The organism is Paenibacillus mesotrionivorans (assembly GCF_046098205.1).
In the GTDB taxonomy this organism is placed as follows: domain Bacteria; phylum Bacillota; class Bacilli; order Paenibacillales; family NBRC-103111; genus Paenibacillus_AR; species Paenibacillus_AR mesotrionivorans.
Genome location: NZ_JBJURJ010000018.1, coordinates 119,689 through 137,147 on the forward strand (window position 1 = coordinate 119,689; position 17,459 = coordinate 137,147).

The 17,459-nt window shown below is 52.0% G+C and carries 15 protein-coding genes; 6 read left to right on the plus strand and 9 right to left on the minus strand.

Going from position 1 to position 17,459, the window contains the following annotated elements:
• Positions 1 to 16 precede the first annotated feature (16 nt).
• Positions 17 to 523: a GNAT family N-acetyltransferase gene (locus ACI1P1_RS24320; protein ID WP_416219049.1), complete on the plus strand. Its 507-nt coding sequence runs from the start codon at positions 17 to 19 to the stop codon at positions 521 to 523.
• A gap of 189 nt (positions 524 to 712) precedes the next feature.
• Here ACI1P1_RS24320 and ACI1P1_RS24325 read toward each other — a convergent pair whose 3' ends face one another.
• Complete coding sequence (locus tag ACI1P1_RS24325) at positions 713 to 2,071, minus strand: MATE family efflux transporter (RefSeq protein WP_416219050.1); 1,359 nt, start codon at positions 2,069 to 2,071, stop codon at positions 713 to 715.
• A 138-nt stretch (positions 2,072 to 2,209) separates the two neighbouring features.
• On the opposite strand from ACI1P1_RS24325, the gene ACI1P1_RS24330 reads away from it, so the two are divergent.
• The 3 genes from ACI1P1_RS24330 (at position 2,210) to ACI1P1_RS24340 (ending at position 5,384) form a co-directional block, all read left to right on the plus strand.
• The gene (locus ACI1P1_RS24330; protein WP_416219051.1) at positions 2,210 to 2,890 is read left to right on the plus strand and encodes a TetR/AcrR family transcriptional regulator; all 681 of its coding nucleotides are present in this window, start codon (positions 2,210 to 2,212) and stop codon (positions 2,888 to 2,890) included.
• Between the two features lie 67 nt (positions 2,891 to 2,957).
• Complete coding sequence (locus tag ACI1P1_RS24335; RefSeq protein ID WP_416219052.1) at positions 2,958 to 4,220, plus strand: DEAD/DEAH box helicase; 1,263 nt, start codon at positions 2,958 to 2,960, stop codon at positions 4,218 to 4,220.
• Between the two features lie 183 nt (positions 4,221 to 4,403).
• The gene (locus ACI1P1_RS24340; protein WP_416219053.1) at positions 4,404 to 5,384 is read left to right on the plus strand and encodes a diaminopimelate dehydrogenase; all 981 of its coding nucleotides are present in this window, start codon (positions 4,404 to 4,406) and stop codon (positions 5,382 to 5,384) included.
• Between the two features lie 62 nt (positions 5,385 to 5,446).
• Here the strand turns inward: ACI1P1_RS24340 and ACI1P1_RS24345 are convergent, their stop codons facing one another.
• From ACI1P1_RS24345 to ACI1P1_RS24355, 3 genes are all read right to left on the minus strand, one after another.
• Positions 5,447 to 6,538 (minus strand): GerAB/ArcD/ProY family transporter, encoded by a 1,092-nt coding sequence (locus tag ACI1P1_RS24345; RefSeq protein WP_416219054.1) that lies wholly within the window; start codon positions 6,536 to 6,538, stop codon positions 5,447 to 5,449.
• 249 nt (positions 6,539 to 6,787) lie between these two features.
• Entirely contained in the window at positions 6,788 to 8,026 is a 1,239-nt protein-coding gene (locus ACI1P1_RS24350; RefSeq protein WP_416219055.1) for a Ger(x)C family spore germination protein, read from the minus strand.
• A complete protein-coding gene (locus ACI1P1_RS24355; RefSeq protein ID WP_416219056.1) occupies positions 8,019 to 9,434 on the minus strand; it encodes a spore germination protein in 1,416 nt (471 codons plus the stop codon). Before ACI1P1_RS24355 ends, ACI1P1_RS24350 begins: the two co-directional genes overlap by 8 nt.
• Before the next feature lie 141 nt (positions 9,435 to 9,575).
• Here ACI1P1_RS24355 and ACI1P1_RS24360 point away from each other — a divergent pair, with 141 nt between their 5' ends.
• Entirely contained in the window at positions 9,576 to 11,207 is a 1,632-nt protein-coding gene (locus tag ACI1P1_RS24360) for an MFS transporter (RefSeq protein ID WP_416219116.1), read from the plus strand.
• Positions 11,208 to 11,294: 87 nt separating this feature from the next.
• On the opposite strand, the gene ACI1P1_RS24365 is transcribed toward ACI1P1_RS24360, so the two are convergent.
• From ACI1P1_RS24365 to ACI1P1_RS24385, 5 genes are all read right to left on the minus strand, one after another.
• Entirely contained in the window at positions 11,295 to 11,975 is a 681-nt protein-coding gene (locus tag ACI1P1_RS24365; RefSeq protein ID WP_416219057.1) for an ABC transporter ATP-binding protein, read from the minus strand.
• Positions 11,976 to 13,097 (minus strand): ABC transporter permease, encoded by a 1,122-nt coding sequence (locus tag ACI1P1_RS24370; protein ID WP_416219058.1) that lies wholly within the window; start codon positions 13,095 to 13,097, stop codon positions 11,976 to 11,978.
• A 132-nt stretch (positions 13,098 to 13,229) separates the two neighbouring features.
• Positions 13,230 to 13,796 carry a TetR/AcrR family transcriptional regulator gene (locus tag ACI1P1_RS24375; protein WP_416219059.1) on the minus strand — a complete coding sequence of 189 codons (567 nt, stop codon included), beginning with the start codon at positions 13,794 to 13,796 and terminating at the stop codon, positions 13,230 to 13,232.
• A 70-nt stretch (positions 13,797 to 13,866) separates the two neighbouring features.
• Positions 13,867 to 14,883 (minus strand): anthranilate phosphoribosyltransferase, encoded by a 1,017-nt coding sequence (locus tag ACI1P1_RS24380; protein WP_416219060.1) that lies wholly within the window; start codon positions 14,881 to 14,883, stop codon positions 13,867 to 13,869.
• On the minus strand, positions 14,880 to 15,521 hold the full coding sequence (locus ACI1P1_RS24385; protein ID WP_416219061.1) for an ANTAR domain-containing response regulator: 642 nt from the start codon (positions 15,519 to 15,521) through the stop codon (positions 14,880 to 14,882). The genes ACI1P1_RS24380 and ACI1P1_RS24385 overlap by 4 nt, the downstream gene beginning before the upstream one ends.
• A gap of 303 nt (positions 15,522 to 15,824) precedes the next feature.
• On the opposite strand from ACI1P1_RS24385, the gene ACI1P1_RS24390 reads away from it, so the two are divergent.
• A complete protein-coding gene (locus tag ACI1P1_RS24390) occupies positions 15,825 to 17,438 on the plus strand; it encodes a hypothetical protein (RefSeq protein ID WP_416219062.1) in 1,614 nt (537 codons plus the stop codon).
• The last annotated feature ends 21 nt before the right edge of the window (positions 17,439 to 17,459 follow it).

Sequence of the window (17,459 nt, forward strand, 5' to 3'; positions counted from 1 at the left end):
GGAGGATGAATGCCCCATGAGCATTACATTCGAGAAAGTAAGTGCCTTTAAACGCGGCACACTTCTGGATCTATTAACGGATGCGTATTCCTTTGACAGCAGATATGAACAAGCGTGGTATGCGGATTGGCAGACATTTGACCAGTTTTTCTACGATAACCTGCAGATAGCGGATACATGCGGCTTTATCACCGTGCTGCACGGTGAACCCATCGGGTTCGTCTCCTGGGATCCCAGAAAAAGACCGGAATATGTGGAGATCGGCCATAATTGTATCGCGTTGAAACACAAAGGCCGAGGGTATGGTAAGCTGCAGCTGCAGGAGGCGGTCAACCGGATTTCTCAGTATGAGGTAAAACAAATTACCGTTACCACCAACGACGACCTTATTCCTGCCCAGCATATGTACGAAGCCGTTGGATTCTCGCGGTATCAAGTGAGGAGAAACGCCAACAGCGACGATTTTGTAAATGAACACATCGATTATGTGTATCCATTAAACCGGTGTCAAAGCGGAGAGTAGCTCTAACGAATCTGTGCAACGCTATTTGACTGTATGGAGGCACTTTTTAAACCTAACGAATCCTAGCCACGCTATTTCTCCGAATTGGCGCAGAAAGGCTCCCTTACGGTCAAATAGCGTGCTGCAGGTTCGTTAGCGAGACAACCCACCCAGTCCAACCCCTGCAGAAGCTGCGGGCACTAACGATCCTTATCCTTGCTGCACCAATGCTGTCAAATCCGGCTGCAGCTTATGCCGCAGGGCGTAAAGCATACCGGCCCCCACCAGGAACGCCACGGCGTCTGCGATCACCAGCGACCAGACCACTCCGTGGAAGCCGTGGGTTTGGTTGGCGATGAACAGAACGGGAATCAGCGTAATCCCCTGAATCACCGACATCATAAATGCCGCAGTGCCCTGCGCCGTTGCCTGGAAGATCCCCGTAAACAATGTGGTGATGCCGGAAATAAAGAGAGACAAAAACGTTACATGGAGAATATAGCTGCCCATCTCGATTAAATGCGGGTCGTTGGTAAAAAATCCGATCAGGTGGTCGGAGACCAGATAGACGGCAACACCAAACACAACGGCCAGGCCCACAATCGTTTGAATCGTAAACCGGATGGTTTGTTTCATCCGCAATCTATTGGCCGTGAACGTAAAGGCAATCAGCGGCACCACTCCCTCGCACAAGCCCATCAGAATAAACTCGGGAAATTGCAGCAGCCGTGAAGAGATTCCGTAAGCCGCGACAGCCTCATCCCCGTACTCCACAAGAAAATGGTTAAGGATAAGCGACATAGCCCCCAAAAACACACTCATAATAAAAACGGGCACGCCGATTTTGAACACATTGCGCAGGATTTCTCCGGTTATTTTGAACCACTTTAGTGAGATGGTGAGGAATCCGCTCTTGTACTTGATATAGCAGGCGTAGAATACACTTGCGGCCAAATTGGACACAACCGTAGCCGTTGCAACACCCATCACACCCCAATGAAAAACGAAGATAACCAGCGCATCCAGTATAATGTTCACGGCAACACTGAGTATCATCCCGATCATCGAGGTAATCGCGGCCCCCTCCGAACGCACGATATTCTCCAGGGTGAAGAAGGAAACGACGAATGGGGAACCAAGCAGCATGATTAAAACATATTCCCGGGTGAAGCCGAAGGAATCAGGCGTGGCCCCCAGGCCTTGAACGATGGAATCGATGAAGGGCAGACTAACGGCCATCAGAATTAATCCCAGAAGGAGGCTGCTGCAGAAGGCAAAGGACGATACATGCTTCACATCACTATACCTTTTTTCCCCCAGCAGACGGGAGATGAAGGTGCCGCTGCCGATGCCGATCAGATTGCCCAGTGCCATGATAATGGCGAATAAGGGCAGGGTTAATGCCAATGCGGTCAGCATGGCCGTATTATTCAGGGTTCCCAGGAAATAAGCGTTCAGGATGGAATAAATAACGCTCATAGACGTGCCTAACATCATGGGAACAGCGAAGTGGGCGACGGCTTTAGCAATAGGGGCTTTTTCGAAAAAATGAAGGTTTTCTGTATCCATAAGGATCACCACTTTCTTCTCAATTTTGCAAAACTTAATCTAACGGTGTTAGATTGAACCTTACAGTGTTAGATGATATCATGTACCTATAGACTTGTAAAGCACAAACTTACACTGTTAGATAAAAGGGCGGATACGATGAAAAAGCAGCAGCCTCAGATATCGGAGGAAAAGATTCTGGAAGCGTCGTGGGCACTTCTTGGGGAGGACAGCATCGAGAAATTCAGCATGAGGCGCTTGGCCGACAAGCTGGGGATTCAGGCCCCCTCCTTATACTGGTATTTCAAGAGCAAACAGCTCCTCTATCAACGCCTGGCTAATCAGGTATCCGGGATTATACTGGAGGAGTTTCACTCCGAGGGGGACTGGAAGGAGCAGCTTGCGGGGCTAGCCATAACGGTGCGCCGCGTATTAAGCCGGTATCCCTGCTCCACACAGCTGATGATGATGACGCTGCCTCACGAGCCGGACATCATCCGTTTCACCAACCGTATGCTGCTATGTGTGGAATCCACGCCGCTGGGGCTGGAGCAAAAAATGCAGGTGGTTACCACGCTGGTGAATTATGTTTATTACTTCGTTCTGGACCATTACCAGCATGAACGCAGTGTTTCCGAGATGCTTCATGACCAGGGGGCGCTTCCCGGCGAGGAGATGGTGCAGCTCTTGGATTCCATGAACGATAAGGACGCGGGACTGTTCCGGAGAATGTTCACCAACGGGCTCTTCGAGCTGATGGGAACAGACCGGGCTTTTGAGTTTGGGCTGAAGGTGATTCTCTTGGGAATCGAGCAGGTGATAATGGAGCAGGAGAAGTAGCACAAAATAAGGTATAATGCTTGTATAGCCGTTGATGTGTTGACGGCGGCTACTTAAAGGAGAGCTTATGACATTCGAACAATTGCAGTTGATTCCCCCGATTATGAAGGCTTTAACCAAGCAGCAATATACGCAGCCCACGCCGATCCAGGAGCAGGCCATTCCGCCTGCACTGGAAGGCCGCGACCTGTTCGGCTGCGCCCAGACAGGAACCGGCAAAACCGCGGCGTTCCTGCTGCCCATCATCCAGCAGCTTAGCACCCAGCAAGCCCGTCCCAACGGCAAACGCGTCATTCGTTCGCTGATTCTGACTCCTACCCGCGAGCTGGCCATCCAGATTGCAGATAACGCCAAGGCTTACGGCTCTTTTACAAGTCTGCGCTGCGGCGTGATTGTGGGCGGTGTTTCGCAGAGAGCCCAGGAGCAGCTGCTGGCCCAGGGCACGGACATTCTGATCGCCACCCCAGGGCGGCTGATTGACCTGATGAACCAAGGGTTTGTGGACCTGCGTCACGTGCAGATTCTGGTGCTGGACGAGGCCGACCGGATGCTGGACATGGGTTTCATTCATGATATGAAGCGGATTATTGCCAAGCTCCCCGCCAAGCGGCAGACGTTATTCTTCTCGGCCACGATGCCGCCAGAGATCATGTCCCTGGTCAACTCCTTGTTGAAGAATCCGATAAAAATTGAGGTTACCCCTGCCTCCACCACGGTGGAGAGAATCAAGCAGATACTCTATTACGTGGACAAGCCGAATAAGCTGCCGCTGCTCATCGATCTGCTGCAGGACAAGTCCATCACCAGCGCGCTGGTGTTCACCCGGACGAAGCACGGCGCTGACCGGCTGGTCCGCGGCTTGACCAAGGTGAAGATTTCGGCGCAGGCTATTCATGGCGACAAGTCGCAGAATGCCCGCCAGGCGGCGCTGAACAACTTCAAGAACGGCGTCACCCGGCTGCTGGTGGCAACCGACATTGCGGCCCGGGGCATCGATATTGACGAGCTGTCCCATGTGATTAACTATAACCTGCCGAACATCCCGGAGACCTATGTTCACCGGATCGGCCGTACCGGACGTGCAGGGTTGAGCGGGGTTGCCATCTCCTTCTGCGAGGACGAGGAAATTCCATATCTGAAGGATATTGAGAAGCTCACGAAGCAGAAAATTCCGGTGATTGCCGATCATCCTTACCCCATGACTATGGAGAAGCCGGCTCCTGCGGCACCCGCGGCCACGCAAAAAGCCAACAAGGCGAGCAGGGCACCGTCCAGAGAAGGGTCCCGCAAGCCTGGCAGCGAAGCCGGCGGACGTTACCGCAGACGGTAAGCATACGCTGGAAATGGATACAGACAAGGCAGCAACCCCTTCCGCACAGCAGAAGGGGTTGTTGTCTATGAGAACTATTCGAGTATATAACAAGCATTTTCAGCTATGAATCTGACATCTTACGTAATATTGAGGTATACTAAGATACGTCACACCTATTGAATGAAAAGGAGCTACTGGAAAATGACAATGAAGGTTGGGATTGTAGGCTACGGTAACCTTGGCAAGGGTGTTCAGCAAGCGATTGCCCAGAATCCGGATATGGAGCTGGTTGCCATATTCACGCGCAGACAGCCGGAGCAGATGAAAGCGGAGGGCGGAAATGCTCAGTTCGAGCATATCTCTGCCGTTGAGAAGTATGTGGGAGTCATCGATGTGATGATTATGTGCGGCGGCTCCGCAACGGATCTTCCGGAGCAAACCCCTATGATGGCCCGCATGTTTAATACAGTAGACAGCTTCGATACCCATGCGAAAATTCCGGAGTTCTTCGATGCAGTGAACACTGCAGCAAAGGAAAATGGGGTGGTCAGCGTCATCTCCACCGGCTGGGATCCGGGGCTGTTTTCCATGAACCGGCTGCTGGCCCAGTCCATTCTCCCGGAAGGAACGGATTATACGTTCTGGGGCAAGGGGGTCAGCCAAGGGCATTCCGACGCTATCCGCCGCGTACCGGGTGTGAAGGGCGGGGTCCAATATACAGTGCCGGTAGAAGAGGTTATCCAGCGCATCCGTACCGGAGAAACGCCGGAATTATCCACGCGGGAGAAGCATAAGCGTGAATGCTATGTGGTGGCTGAAGAGGGGGCGGACCTGGATGAAATCCGTCATACCATCGAATCCATGCCCAATTATTTCGCGGATTATAACACCACGGTGACCTTCATCACCGAGGAACAGCTGAAGAATGAGCATGGTGAGATGCCGCATGGCGGCTTTGTGATCCGCAGCGGGGTGACAGGCCAAGGCAAACGGCAGCTCATCGAATTCAGCCTGAAGCTGGAGAGCAATCCCGGCTTTACCGCCAGTGTATTAGTGGCCTATGCCCGGGCGGCTTACCGGATGAGCCAAGAGGGCCAGACTGGAGCGAAGACGGTATTTGATATCCCGCTTTCGTATTTGTCTCCGAAATCGGCTGAGGAGCTCCGGCGCGAGTTGTTGTAATTTCGTTTCCTTTTATCCAAAAAGGTACTCCCCGGAGTGCCTTTTTTCTATATGCGAGGTTTTCAGTGGCTTCTTGACTGCTTCATCCGCCCAAGCAGCCAGAGGACCAGGGGAACCGCAACTCCGAAAATCATTGCATATAAAGGCCAGACTTGAAAAAACTCAACCAGATAAGTCGTATTGGGCCATATGGAATGAGCCATAATCAAGGCAATAAGCATTACAGGGATCAATAAGGAAGAGGCATCCTGTAACCGAAACACAGATCCCAGTCCGTGAACCGTAATATACAGGAGTAAGGCCAGCCGAAAAAATATAGAAATGTACCAGTTAATCGCGATGGCAATTTCAAACCGTTGGATAAAATCGCCGATATTGATCGACCGAACAACAGAATAGCTGGAATAGGTCAGATCCGATGCAACGCTTTGACCCAATACTGCAGTAACCATCAGCAACATAACCACACACACAAAGCCGCTAAACAGAGAGCTGCGGACCACAGCTTTTTTCCAGATATCAGAGCTTCCTAAATTTGAAAGCAAAAACAGAAATAAAAACGTCTCTAAAAACGGGAAGGACAGCAATAGAAAAGAAGCCCGTACGATTGGCCTCCAGCCAAATTCAAATACCGGCAAAAGATGCTTGAACTCCGCACCCGGGAGCAGCAAAATGGATACCATCAGAAACAGCAAAGGAATGACCACGAACAGGGTTTCCGCAGAGCGTCCGATGACTGCCGCCCCGCCCCGTACCACACAATAAACAGCAATGAGCATCAGTGCATATATCGCTTCCTCCGGAGTTTCCGGCATGATGGAGGTGGAGATAAAGTCACCTATATTCCGGAGGGTCAAAATAAAGATTAGAAACGGGACGGATAAAATAAAAAGAAAGGTGAAGCATCTGCCGATCCACTTGCCAAGGAGAGCTTCAATATACGCAACTAGCGGTTTGCCCTTCATTTGATTGGCAAGGGCCACGTATAAAGGGATTAATAAAAAGTTCATTGCCAGGGAAACAAGAGCCGATAACCAAGCGTCTTGTTTGGCGATTTTTATGATAGACGTGGGGAGGATGAGATAAGCACTTCCCACTTGATACATCACAAACCAGAATGTTGCCTGCCTTGCGGTTAACTTTTGCTTATTCATTTAAACCTCCATGTTCAAGACAGCCATTTATTCAGAAGCTGGCTTGCCGGTTGGAAGATCCAACGGATAACCAACAGCGGGCTGGGAATGGGAATCCTCAATATTCGGAGGAGGCCCAGCAGGATAGCTCCCAGCATGAGAATTGCGCTCACGGTCACTTCACGCCTCTGGTTTTTTTTTAGGAACGTACGGTATTCTATCAGCACGGCGATCAGCGAGATCACAAGTATCCCAGCCAGCATATGGTTTTCACTCCTCTATAACCGGATTATTCTCAATAGGATTGGTAATTTTACCGTTGCGGCGCAGGTTGTAATTCATCTCAATCTCCACAGGAAGCTGGCTAAACATCTGCGCCCACTCCCCTTTCCATTCTCTCCACAATTCCGGAAACTTCCGGTGGAAGGTTTCCCCGAATCCAAAGATATCTGATTTATAGGTATGCTGGGCTTGGTGAACACCGCTTAACAAAACTCTTTTTAACTCCTCCGAAGCCGCTCGTTGCATTTCCATAAAGGTTGCTTCATCTGCGATATCTGCCTGGCACTGGACCTCTGCAAGATTCGCCTCGATAAAAATTTCCAGTCGGATGCCCGGTTTATTCTCCTTCACCAGCGGTATGGTTTTAATGTGGGAGTGAGTCACTTCCACAGCAAATGATCCATCCAACTCGGGGCATGGGACTACGGCTGCAGTGCTGACAACCTTATTGGAGATATAAGTTAAGGCTTTGCTGTCCGATTCATTCAGCCAACCAACCAGACGGTCCCCGCGGAACACGCCGACTCCTGTGTAGGCATAGCTTGCGTATGTGGCAGGCTGCTTCACATTGTCCAGGGACATTCCCTTCTTCGGGTTTCCAATCAGCTCTATTCCGGTCAGCACCGGCTCGATGCCGGTCTCAGTAAGGCTTTGCATAATATCCAGGACATTCACCGCCGTGGTAGGCGCCCATAATTTCTCCGATATCTTCAAGGATTTACTCAGGTCCAGAGCAGGAAGAACCTCCGATGGCGTCACAAAGGAAATAATGTCCTTTGCCGAATGCTTACGCGCAATGGCCAAGTGAAAGTCGGGACGGATTTCATGATCGCGGAACAGCATATCCAGCGGGACCTTGATTCCGTTCTTGGCGGTTTTCTCGTCAAAGATGACAAACTGCAAATGGGAAAAGTACATTCTCCGGGAAGCCTTAGTCGTGAGCTTGCGGAAAGCCTCAAACAGGGTGGAGGCGTGTTCCGTATACACCCTCGTGGGAGAACGGTCTGATACTTTATTGCGTGTCATCTGCGAAGGGTCTACCACCTGCAGGCTTAGCTCATATTGGTCACCGACTGAATCAATTCCCACAGCGAGCACAATGGACAGCTCATTCAGCTCCTTGCGGTTCCAGCATCCTGTCAGCATAACCGCCAGGACCGCCACGGCTGCCCAAGCCAAGATCAACTTTTCGATTGGTTTCCGATTGGACCGGTTCACATTACCCATTGTTCTTGCTCCTGAACGGAAAGCGTAAGATAGCATCGCTTTGCTTGCGGGCGTTATACGGCGCGATCGGACTCATGTAAGGCACGCCAAAAGAATGCAGACTGTTCAAATGAACGACGAGAATGATGAGTCCCACAGTAATCCCGTAAATACCGAAAACCGCTGCCAGTCCCATGAAGCAAAACCGGAGCAATCTAATAGCAATAGACATGGCATAGGAGGGGATGACGAAGCTGGATATAGCGGTAATGGCCACGACTATAACCATAACAGCCGATACAATACCCGCTTCAACCGCGGCTTGCCCAATCACAATAGACCCTACGATTGACACGGTTTGCCCGATAGCCCGGGGCATTCTAATGCCCGCCTCCCGTAATATTTCGAAGATAATCTCCATGACTAATGCCTCAATGAATGCCGGGAAGGGGACACCCTCACGCTGTGCGGCCAGGCTTAGCAGCAGCACAGTAGGCAGCATATCCTGATGATACGTGGTAAGAGCAATGTAGATGGAGGGCGCTAGCATGCAGATGAATAAAGACATATACCGCAAGATCCGAATGGCATTGCTATAGGTATAGGATTGATAATAATCCTCGGCCGATTGGAAGAAATCCACGAACAAGGACGGCGCAAGCAGCACAAAAGGGGTTCCGTCCACAATGATAGCGATCTTCCCCTCCATAATGCCTGCTGCCACTGTATCCGGACGGTCGGAGCTGAACAGCATCGGGAAAATGGTCTTGATGTTTTGTTCCCGCAGGCATTCCTCCAAGTATTGGCTATCCAAAACCCCCTCCAGCTTGATGCTGGTGAGCCGGGTGATGGTCTGCTGAACCATTTCTTCATTCGTAATGCCATGCATATACATAATTGCGATATCGGTTTTCGTCTTGCTGCCAACCTTAACTGTGGTGATCCGTACCCTGGAATCCTTTATTCTCCTCCGGATTAAGGTGGTATTCGTCCGCAAGGTTTCGGTGAAGGAATCCTGCGGTCCTTTGATCGTGGACTGGGATTTGGATTCGGAGATGCTCCGTTCCTCCCATCCAGGCAAGGATATCATGGAGCCTTCCGCCATTCCATCGAGAATAATAAGAAGACCACCGGATAGTATCTGTTCAACAGCGTCTTCAAGAGAAAGAACAGTTGTGACCTCACCGGCATCCAGAACACTTTCGTTCAATATCTGGATCGTGACCGTTTCATCGGCCGCCCGGTCGTGCAAGGATGAGATCACATTGTTCTGGAGCAGCTTCATATCGACCATTCCATCCAAGTAAAAGAGGGCAGCACGTTTGCCGCCGGAGATGACGATTTCGCGGACAATAAAATCGCTGCTGCCCATGATGGACAGCATCCGATCTATATTATGCTGGAGTTGGTCTGAGATAAGCTGCTTCATGATGCTCCCCCCCTGTACTAGCAGTATTCCCAGAAAGAGGGTATTAATCCAATCTGCTTGTGTGAGAAAAGGATTTGAAAGGCGGCTGACAAAGGTGTAAGATCAAGCTGAAAAGTCAATTTGTTCTAGGGGGGAGCCGCTCTGGCCAAGAAATCTTCGCAATTTTGGGCTTTGCTTTTATTCTCCATCGGGGTATTTATGGCGCAGCTGGATAACGGGATTATCAGCTCTGCGCTGACTACCATCAACCGGTATTACGAGGTGACCGATAACTGGGGAGCTTGGGGGATTACCATCTACACCCTGGGACTGGCCATCAGCCTGCCCATTGTCGGGAAGCTGTCCGACCGGTACGGAAGAAAGAAGCTGTTTGCTATTGAAATCGCTTTATTCGGACTTGGCTCAACTCTGGTAGCGGTAAGTCCCTCCTTCGGCTTCTATCTGGCCGCGCGTTTCATTCAAGCGCTTGGCGGCGGCGGTATTTTTATTATCGGGAACTCCCATATCTTAAGTACGGTGGAGCCTGATAAGCAGGCCAAATACTTGGGGCTGTTGGGGGCGATGAACGGGGTTGCGGCGGTGCTGGGGCCCAACATCGGCTCTTTCCTGCTGGACTTAACGGGAAACTGGCATATTCTGTTCCTGATTAATGTGCCTATTGCCATTGTTTTGCTGGTGCTGGCCTTTATGAAGCTGGAGGAATCGGCGGACCCGACGCCCGGGCGGTTGGATCTGTTGGGTACGGTTCTGTTGTCGTTTGCCATTTTATCGATTATGTACGGCCTGACCAACATTGATATTGATTTCTGGGCAAGCTTCCGGAGGCTTGAGGTATCCGGCTTTTTGGGAGCTGGCATCGTATTGTTCGTGGCGTTGATGCTGTATGAGTCCGCCTTGGAACGCAAGGAAAACAGTGACCCTATTCTACCGGTGCATCTGATCCGTCAGCCCCGGTTTTTAATGGTGCTTTTGATAGGCGCCTTATCCGGCGGAATTTTGGCGGGAATGATTTTTATTCCGGCATTCACAGAGAATGTGCTGGGCATCTCCGCGGAGAAATCGGGCTACTGGATGACCCCTCTTGCCTTGGCAGCGGGGATTGGCGCCGGGATGGGAGGCATCCTCGTATCCAAACGCGGGCCCATATTCGCCGTTCTGGTCTCCGGGCTGATTGCCGCTATCGGATTTGCCTTATTCCCGCTGTGGATCGAGATGAAGTGGCAGTTCGTTGTATCCAGTATGATTGCGGGCGTCGGGATTGGCGTTATTCTGGGCGCTCCTCTCAATATTCTGGTGACGGAAGGGTTAAGGTCCGATAAGGGCTCAGCCCTTGCCTCCTTATCCTTGCTCCGGCAAGTGGGCATGACGATAGCTCCCACGATCTATGCCGGATTCATTGCCCGCGGCTATGCCAATCTGGGGAATCTGTTCAAAACCGACTTCCAGGAGGTGCTGCAGGCCAATGTTGCGCAAGCTTCCTTATCCAAGGAGGCACTGGGCGAGCTGGCCCAAATCGGGCAGCGGATGGCAGCCGGCTCGGGGGCGGTCAATGCGGACCAAATGAATCAGATGGTGGGCTCCATTCAAGATCCTGGCTTAAGGGATGTTGTGGTACGGAGTGCTGCCGAGATGACCAAACGGGCTGCAGAAAACGGTTATGGCGGGCTGTATTGGTCGGCGGCCATTCTGGGAGTGCTGATCATTGGCGCTACCCTCATCTTAGTTCCCTTGCGCCAGAAGGCTGCTGTTGCACATGAGGGTGAAACGGGATGAAATGCGAAAGGGGCTGCCCGGAAAGTCCATTAAGTTTGACTTTTCGGACAGCCTTTTTATTCAACGAGGCCAGGCTTTATATGATTATTATTCAGCCAGCAGCAGCTTGCCATCTTCCATATGATACACCTTATCACAGTAGTCCAGCATCCGCTCATCATGGGTGACCATCACCGCTGCTATTCCACGGGTTTTCACCTGATTGGCAATCAGATTCACCACTTCATGCGCCCGCGGCGTATCCAGACTGGCTGTAGGCTCATCCGCCAAAATGACGCTGGGTTTGCCCATTAACGCTCTTGCAATGGCTGTGCGCTGCTTCTCACCGCCCGACAGCTCTTCCGGGAAGCTGTTGAGCTTCTCCCGGAGCCCTAAATCCTCCAGCAGCTTGATGGCGTAGGCCTTATCCTCCGCTTTTATCTTCCCCGACATTTTCTTGATGACCAGCAGCTGGTCAAGCACGTTCAAATAGGGAACCAGGTTGGACGATTGCAGGATAAATCCGATTTCCTTCAACCGGATACTGGACAATTCGCTATCGGATAAGGTGGAGAATGGGTGACCATTCAAGGTTATTTCGCCCTCGGAGCTCTTAAGCAGTGCTCCCGCCACGGACAAAAACGTACTTTTCCCCGAACCTGACGGTCCCACTACAGCGATAAATTCGCCGGGTTTAACGGTTAATGAAATCTTGTCCAGGATGGATATCCGGTTCCTTCCCTCGTCATAAAACATCGACACATTATGGATGCGCAAGCCTGTTGTCATTTACTCCACCCTCCCAAGCGCTTTTAGCGGATCAATTTTGGTGATTTTGCGGACAGACACAAGAGAACTCAGCAAAGCAATCATAAGAAGAACAAAGGAGTACACCATAACCAGATTGCTCTCCAGCTTGAACGGCATCCCTTGGGGCATAATGGCTGCCGTTCCATACGTAAGCAGAATTCCGATTACGATACTGATCAGGGATAGCACAAGGACCTGAGACATGATGGATCGGATCAAAAATCCATTTTTGGCGCCAATGGCCTTCATAATTCCGAACTGGTTGGTTTTCTGCATCGTCATGACATAGAAGAAGACGCCCAGCACAAATGCGGAGATCACCAACAAGAATCCAAGCATCATCATAATCGAGCCATTCTCTTCCTTGTAGCCCGGCAGGCCTTGCACGGCTTCCGAGCGGGTAACGGTATCCGTATTCGCAAGCTTGGCGTTGATGGTTTCCGGATCGATATCCGGCCCTTGAAGCATAATAGCATTTACAGGGGCTTCAATTCCCTTATCCGAGCCCGGAGCCGCGAAGGCAATTTTCCTCCACTCCGATATGGGAATGAATACGGCCGGAAGGTGATTGTAGGTTTGATCCTCCACAAATCCCGTAATCGTTAGTGCTTCCTCCATTCCGTCCAGCTTGAAGGTGTCTCCCAGTTTAAAGCCTTCATCCTTCATGGATGTATCCACGATCACCCCGGAAGGGGAAGCTTGCGCAAGCGGCTGTCCTTCTACCACATTAGGCTCCAGAAAGCTGCCGGGGAGAATACCCAGGATAGCGATATCGACTTTATCTTCATTCTTCAGGCTATCCCCCTTCAGAGCGGTAGCCATTGAACCTCCCATAGGGGATGCTGCGGATACGTTCGGCATTTTTTCCAGATCCTGCAACAATCGTTCGGATAGAAGAGATTTGCTCATAGAAGATTTGGAGCCTTGCTCGAAGAGAACATAATCGGCCTTCATGTTCTTAAAGGAGGAAGCGGCCAATGAGGATAAGCCATTCCCCAATCCCGACAGAATGAATACCAGCCAGGCCATCAGAACAAAAATAACGATAATCATCAAAAATTTCATCTTGCTGTGTTTGATTTCTCTCAAGGCAAGAAACATACAGGGGCTCACTCCTTATTATTTATATTTGACACTTGTGTCTAATTGGATGCGTTCATGACCGATCCATGTCTATTATTAAACATCATTACGACACATGTGTCAAAATAAACAATATGGAAATTTGGATGCCTATTTTTTCGCACCGCCCATCCACATGTCAAACAGCAGCTTACTCCACTGAGAGACGGGAACGTTCATCATATTCGGCGTGCTGATCAGATTAAAAAAGACGCCCACATGTACCGGAAGCGGGATGTCATCTCGTAAGAGCTTTTCCTGTTGGGCTTTTTGGACAAGACGGGTAAGCTGGACCTTGAGGAATTCATGAGCATTCTCCACATATTCCACATTGGCGCGCGTTTCTTCGGAGCCGTTTGTTTTGATCTTATACGAATCGCCCAAAAGCTGGTGAAATTTGAATTCCTCCATATAAATGGCCAGCAGCTCCTGTAGAGCGGTTGAAGCATCACTTTCGTCAAGGGCGGAAGCCTTCTCCATGATGGACTGAATGGCGCGTTTCATACATGCCGAAATAATCTCATCCTTATTGGCGTAATACTGATAGATGGTGCTCCGTGCACCGGGGAGATGCTGGGAAAGCAACTTCAGATTAAACCCGTCGTACCCATGCTCCAGTACCAAACGTTTGGTCACATCCAGCAGCTCCGAACGGGAATAGGCTTGTTTTCTGCTCATTGGAAACGGTCCTTTCTTTCTTCAGGTAGCGGATGATTCATGTTCATTATAGTAAAAAAGCGGCCCGTTCTCAACGGACCGCCTCTTGCCATTTCCGGTAGGACTCGTAAGCTGCACCCTGGCGGATGGCCGATAGAGCCCGTTCGATGCCCTCCTCTACGGAGCCTGCGGCTTGGGCGGCCCACAGGCGGACTGCGCTGTTCAGCAGCACCATGTTGAAATAGGGGGATACGGTATGGCCCTCCAGTACGTCGGCAGTAATATGGGCCTGTCGCTCCGCTGTCCAGACTTCCTCCTCCGGCAGCTCGGCCTGCAGGTCGTAGGCTTCGGGGTCAACCACGTACAGCTCCGGGGCTTCCCCATCCCGGACCAGATGGGTGCGGGTCCGTTTGTTGGGGAGAAGATCCTCCGACCCCTCCGCACCTTGAATGATTATACCGCTCCGGACACCCAGTCTGGAAACAAGCTCCGCCATCTTCTCGAAAACAGTCCCGTGAAAGATGCCAAGCGCCATGTACGGCGCATCGGAGAAACGAAGCAGCTTCTCTACGGAGTGGAAGATGGTCCTAATCCCCATCTGCTCGCGGTACGGCCGGATATCCCGGAGAGCCGTGCACCACTCCTCGGCAGGGACGAACAGGACGCCAGACCGTTCCGCAGCTTCTAGCAGTCTGTTTCGATCATCCAGCCGTGCACCCAGCTGCAGCGCCACTTCCTGCAATGTCACGCCATGCTTCGGCGGCAAGGGTGCACTCCCATGCAGGGTGACGGGAACGCCGCAGGACGCAACGACGAAGGATACGGCCCATGTGGCCATGTAGGATTTGGTCCGTCCGTCGTAAGGGCCGGCGCAATCCAACGAGCCGGGGACCGGATGGAGCAGGGAGCGCTTCCGCAGTGCATGGACAAAAGCCAGCAGCTCATCGGCGGATTCCATCTTGACCCGCTCCGCCGCCAGGAAAGCCCCGATCTGCACAGGGGTGGCTTCCCCGGATAATATCAGCTCAGCCGCCTGGCCGGCCTCTTCATAGGTTAAATCTCTCGAGCCCCGTTTGCCGCGGCCAACTTCCTTGATGAGTGAAATCACTTGCGGCTACCCCCTGTCTTGTTTTCCGAGATCCACTGATACACATTGACGATGGAGCTGGCCACATCCACGACCCGCTTGCGTTCATTCATGGCCTGGGTGCGGAGGAATTCGTAAGCATCCGCCTCGGAAATCTTCTTCATTTCGCATAATATCGCCTTGGCACGCTCAATCCACTTCCGTTCCTCCAGCCGGCTGAGCAGCTGCTCCCGTTCCTTCTGCCATTGGGTCCGGCGCAGGTGATGAGAGGAGCTGATCATCAGTGTCCAATGGATCTGTGCCGGGGTCATACCCGGGAACAGAACGCCGTCCACCTCCAAGCCTCCATGGCAGCTCTCCGTTACGGCAGCTTCGCCGCACCACCAGATCACCGGCCAATCCCGCCAGGACAAGACCCGGGCGACCCACTCATCCAGGCAGGAGGAAGGAACGGCGAGGATGACGGCTTCACACTTGGCGGCTAAAGCCTTGGTCTTCTGGTCGCCGCGCAGGGATTGGACCCGGAAGCCCAATGCGGTAATGGCCGTTTCCGGGCGTATCCCGGACCGGTCAGCTTCATCACTGCTCCGTTTCGTCTCCCCTGAAGCATCAGCTGCGGCTTCACCGGATGGTCTGATCACCAGAAAATGTTGAAGCATCTGCGGCCTCCTTACCTGTAAAAGATCCTCGTACAGCTACATATGTAATGTAATATTACATAAAAATTCTCTGGTTGTCGATAATAATAATTAACTAAGCATCCATGTAATCTATATTGACGTGAGTCAAAAGGAAAGCTATAATCAATTCATCACAAAGGCGTGATACCCTTTCGAATATATGTGTTCAGCGTACAATGGCGTACTCTGAAACCGGCAATGAGGCCAACCTGCGGACAGCATTCGTCCGTCTGTTGGCCTCTTTATGTTCACTAAACAAAGTTACGAGGGAGAGTGGTGGAGATGGCGACTACAATCGAGGCCTACAAGGCTGAATTAAGCTTTAGCATCATCTGGGATAAGATCGTCCGTTATGCGAGTGTTGGCTGGGACACCTTGGAGGAGGCCGATGTCCAGGCGCTGAAATGGTACGGCGTATTCGTGCGCAAATCCACCCCGGGTTACTTTATGATACGGGTCCGCGTCCCCGGCGGCATTCTGGAGCATGGCCGGTTTACGGCGGAGCAGCTGAGAGCCTTGGCGGACGTAACCCGGGATTACGGCAGGGATACTATGGACCTGACCACCCGACAGCAGGTGCAGCTGCGGTGGATTCGGATGGAGGATGTGCTCACGGTGTTGGAAAAGCTGAATGCCGCCGGGCTTTCCACCATGCAGACGGGCATGGATAACATCCGCAATGTGACCACCTGTCCCGTGGCGGGACTTCAGGCGGATGAGGCATTGGATAGCCGGCAGCTCGTGAAGGAGCTGAACGACTCTATCGTAGGGAACTGGAAGGTAGCCAATCTGCCGCGGAAGTTTAATATTACGGTTCTCGGCTGCTGTGATAACTGTACCCATGCAGAGATCAACGATATTGCCCTAACCCCGGCGAAGAGAGGGGATCTCTCAGGCTATAACGTGTGGGTGGGCGGCGGTCTCGGGTCATGGGGAACCCAGCGTTCCCTGTCTCTGGATGCCTTCGTACTGCCGGAGCAGGCAACGGAAATCTGTCATGGGATTCTGGAGCTGTTCCATGAACGGGGCAACCGGGAGAAGCGGAATAAAGCCCGGCTTAAATTCCTCATCGAGGAAATGGGACTGCTGGCCTTCCGGAAGGAAGTGCTGGGGAGGCTGTCCTTTACCCCGTTGTCTGCCGGTACCGAGCTAACAGATGACCACAGCCACCGAGACCACATCGGTGTTCACCCCCAGAAAACCCCGGGGTTGCACTACGTAGGTCTGAATGTGGTAACCGGGCGGATGAAGCTGGAGCATGTATACGAGGTGGCGCGTTTGGCGGAAGCCTACGGCAATGGGGAGGTCCGTCTGACAACGGCCCAAAATGTAATTATTGCCAATGTTCCAGACTCGAAGCTGACAGAGCTGCTTGCCGAGCCGGTACTGGAGCAGCTGCAGCATGATCCGCTGCCTTTTGCCCGCGGCCTCATCTCTTGTACGGGGAATACCTTCTGCCCCTTCGCCATGATCGAAACCAAGCAGCGCACCTTGGAGCTGGTTACCTATCTGGATCAGCAGATCGGCCGAAGTGTAATGGAGAGCATCGGAGTGCTGGAAATCCACGCCTCCGGCTGTCCGAACTCCTGCGGCAACCCCCATACCGGACAAATCGGCCTCATCGGTAAAAAGGTGAAGGTAGACGGGCAAGTGGTGGAAGGCGCCGATATTTACTTGGGGGCGGAGCATGGCGTGCATGGCTCCTTTAACGAACGGTGGAAAATCGCTGTGCCTTTTTCGGAGATGGGACCACTCCTTGAAGGGATGATCCGTCAATATATCGAGGAGCGGGAGCCTGAGGAGCCTTTCCGCAGGTGGTGCATCCGGAACGGTCTGATCCAGGGAGAATTGAAGCAGTTTGCTCCTATGATCAAGGATGAAGAACATACGGCCTAGGGACCCTAACAGGTCCAATCG

Bases quoted from the DNA above. Each gene is read 5' to 3' on its own strand.
- ACI1P1_RS24370 (WP_416219058.1), bottom strand. From the start codon at position 13,097: ATGTTTCTTGCCTTGAGAGAAATCAAACACAGCAAGATGAAATTTTTG.
- ACI1P1_RS24335 (WP_416219052.1), top strand. From the start codon at position 2,958: ATGACATTCGAACAATTGCAGTTGATTCCCCCGATTATGAAGGCTTTA.
- ACI1P1_RS24330 (WP_416219051.1), top strand. From the start codon at position 2,210: ATGAAAAAGCAGCAGCCTCAGATATCGGAGGAAAAGATTCTGGAAGCG.
- ACI1P1_RS24390 (WP_416219062.1), top strand. From the start codon at position 15,825: ATGGCGACTACAATCGAGGCCTACAAGGCTGAATTAAGCTTTAGCATC.
- ACI1P1_RS24355 (WP_416219056.1), bottom strand. From the start codon at position 9,434: ATGAAGCAGCTTATCTCAGACCAACTCCAGCATAATATAGATCGGATG.
- ACI1P1_RS24350 (WP_416219055.1), bottom strand. From the start codon at position 8,026: ATGGGTAATGTGAACCGGTCCAATCGGAAACCAATCGAAAAGTTGATC.
- ACI1P1_RS24320 (WP_416219049.1), top strand. From the start codon at position 17: ATGAGCATTACATTCGAGAAAGTAAGTGCCTTTAAACGCGGCACACTT.
- ACI1P1_RS24340 (WP_416219053.1), top strand. From the start codon at position 4,404: ATGACAATGAAGGTTGGGATTGTAGGCTACGGTAACCTTGGCAAGGGT.
- ACI1P1_RS24325 (WP_416219050.1), bottom strand. From the start codon at position 2,071: ATGGATACAGAAAACCTTCATTTTTTCGAAAAAGCCCCTATTGCTAAA.
- ACI1P1_RS24345 (WP_416219054.1), bottom strand. From the start codon at position 6,538: ATGAATAAGCAAAAGTTAACCGCAAGGCAGGCAACATTCTGGTTTGTG.
- ACI1P1_RS24365 (WP_416219057.1), bottom strand. From the start codon at position 11,975: ATGACAACAGGCTTGCGCATCCATAATGTGTCGATGTTTTATGACGAG.
- ACI1P1_RS24375 (WP_416219059.1), bottom strand. From the start codon at position 13,796: ATGAGCAGAAAACAAGCCTATTCCCGTTCGGAGCTGCTGGATGTGACC.
- ACI1P1_RS24385 (WP_416219061.1), bottom strand. From the start codon at position 15,521: ATGCTTCAACATTTTCTGGTGATCAGACCATCCGGTGAAGCCGCAGCT.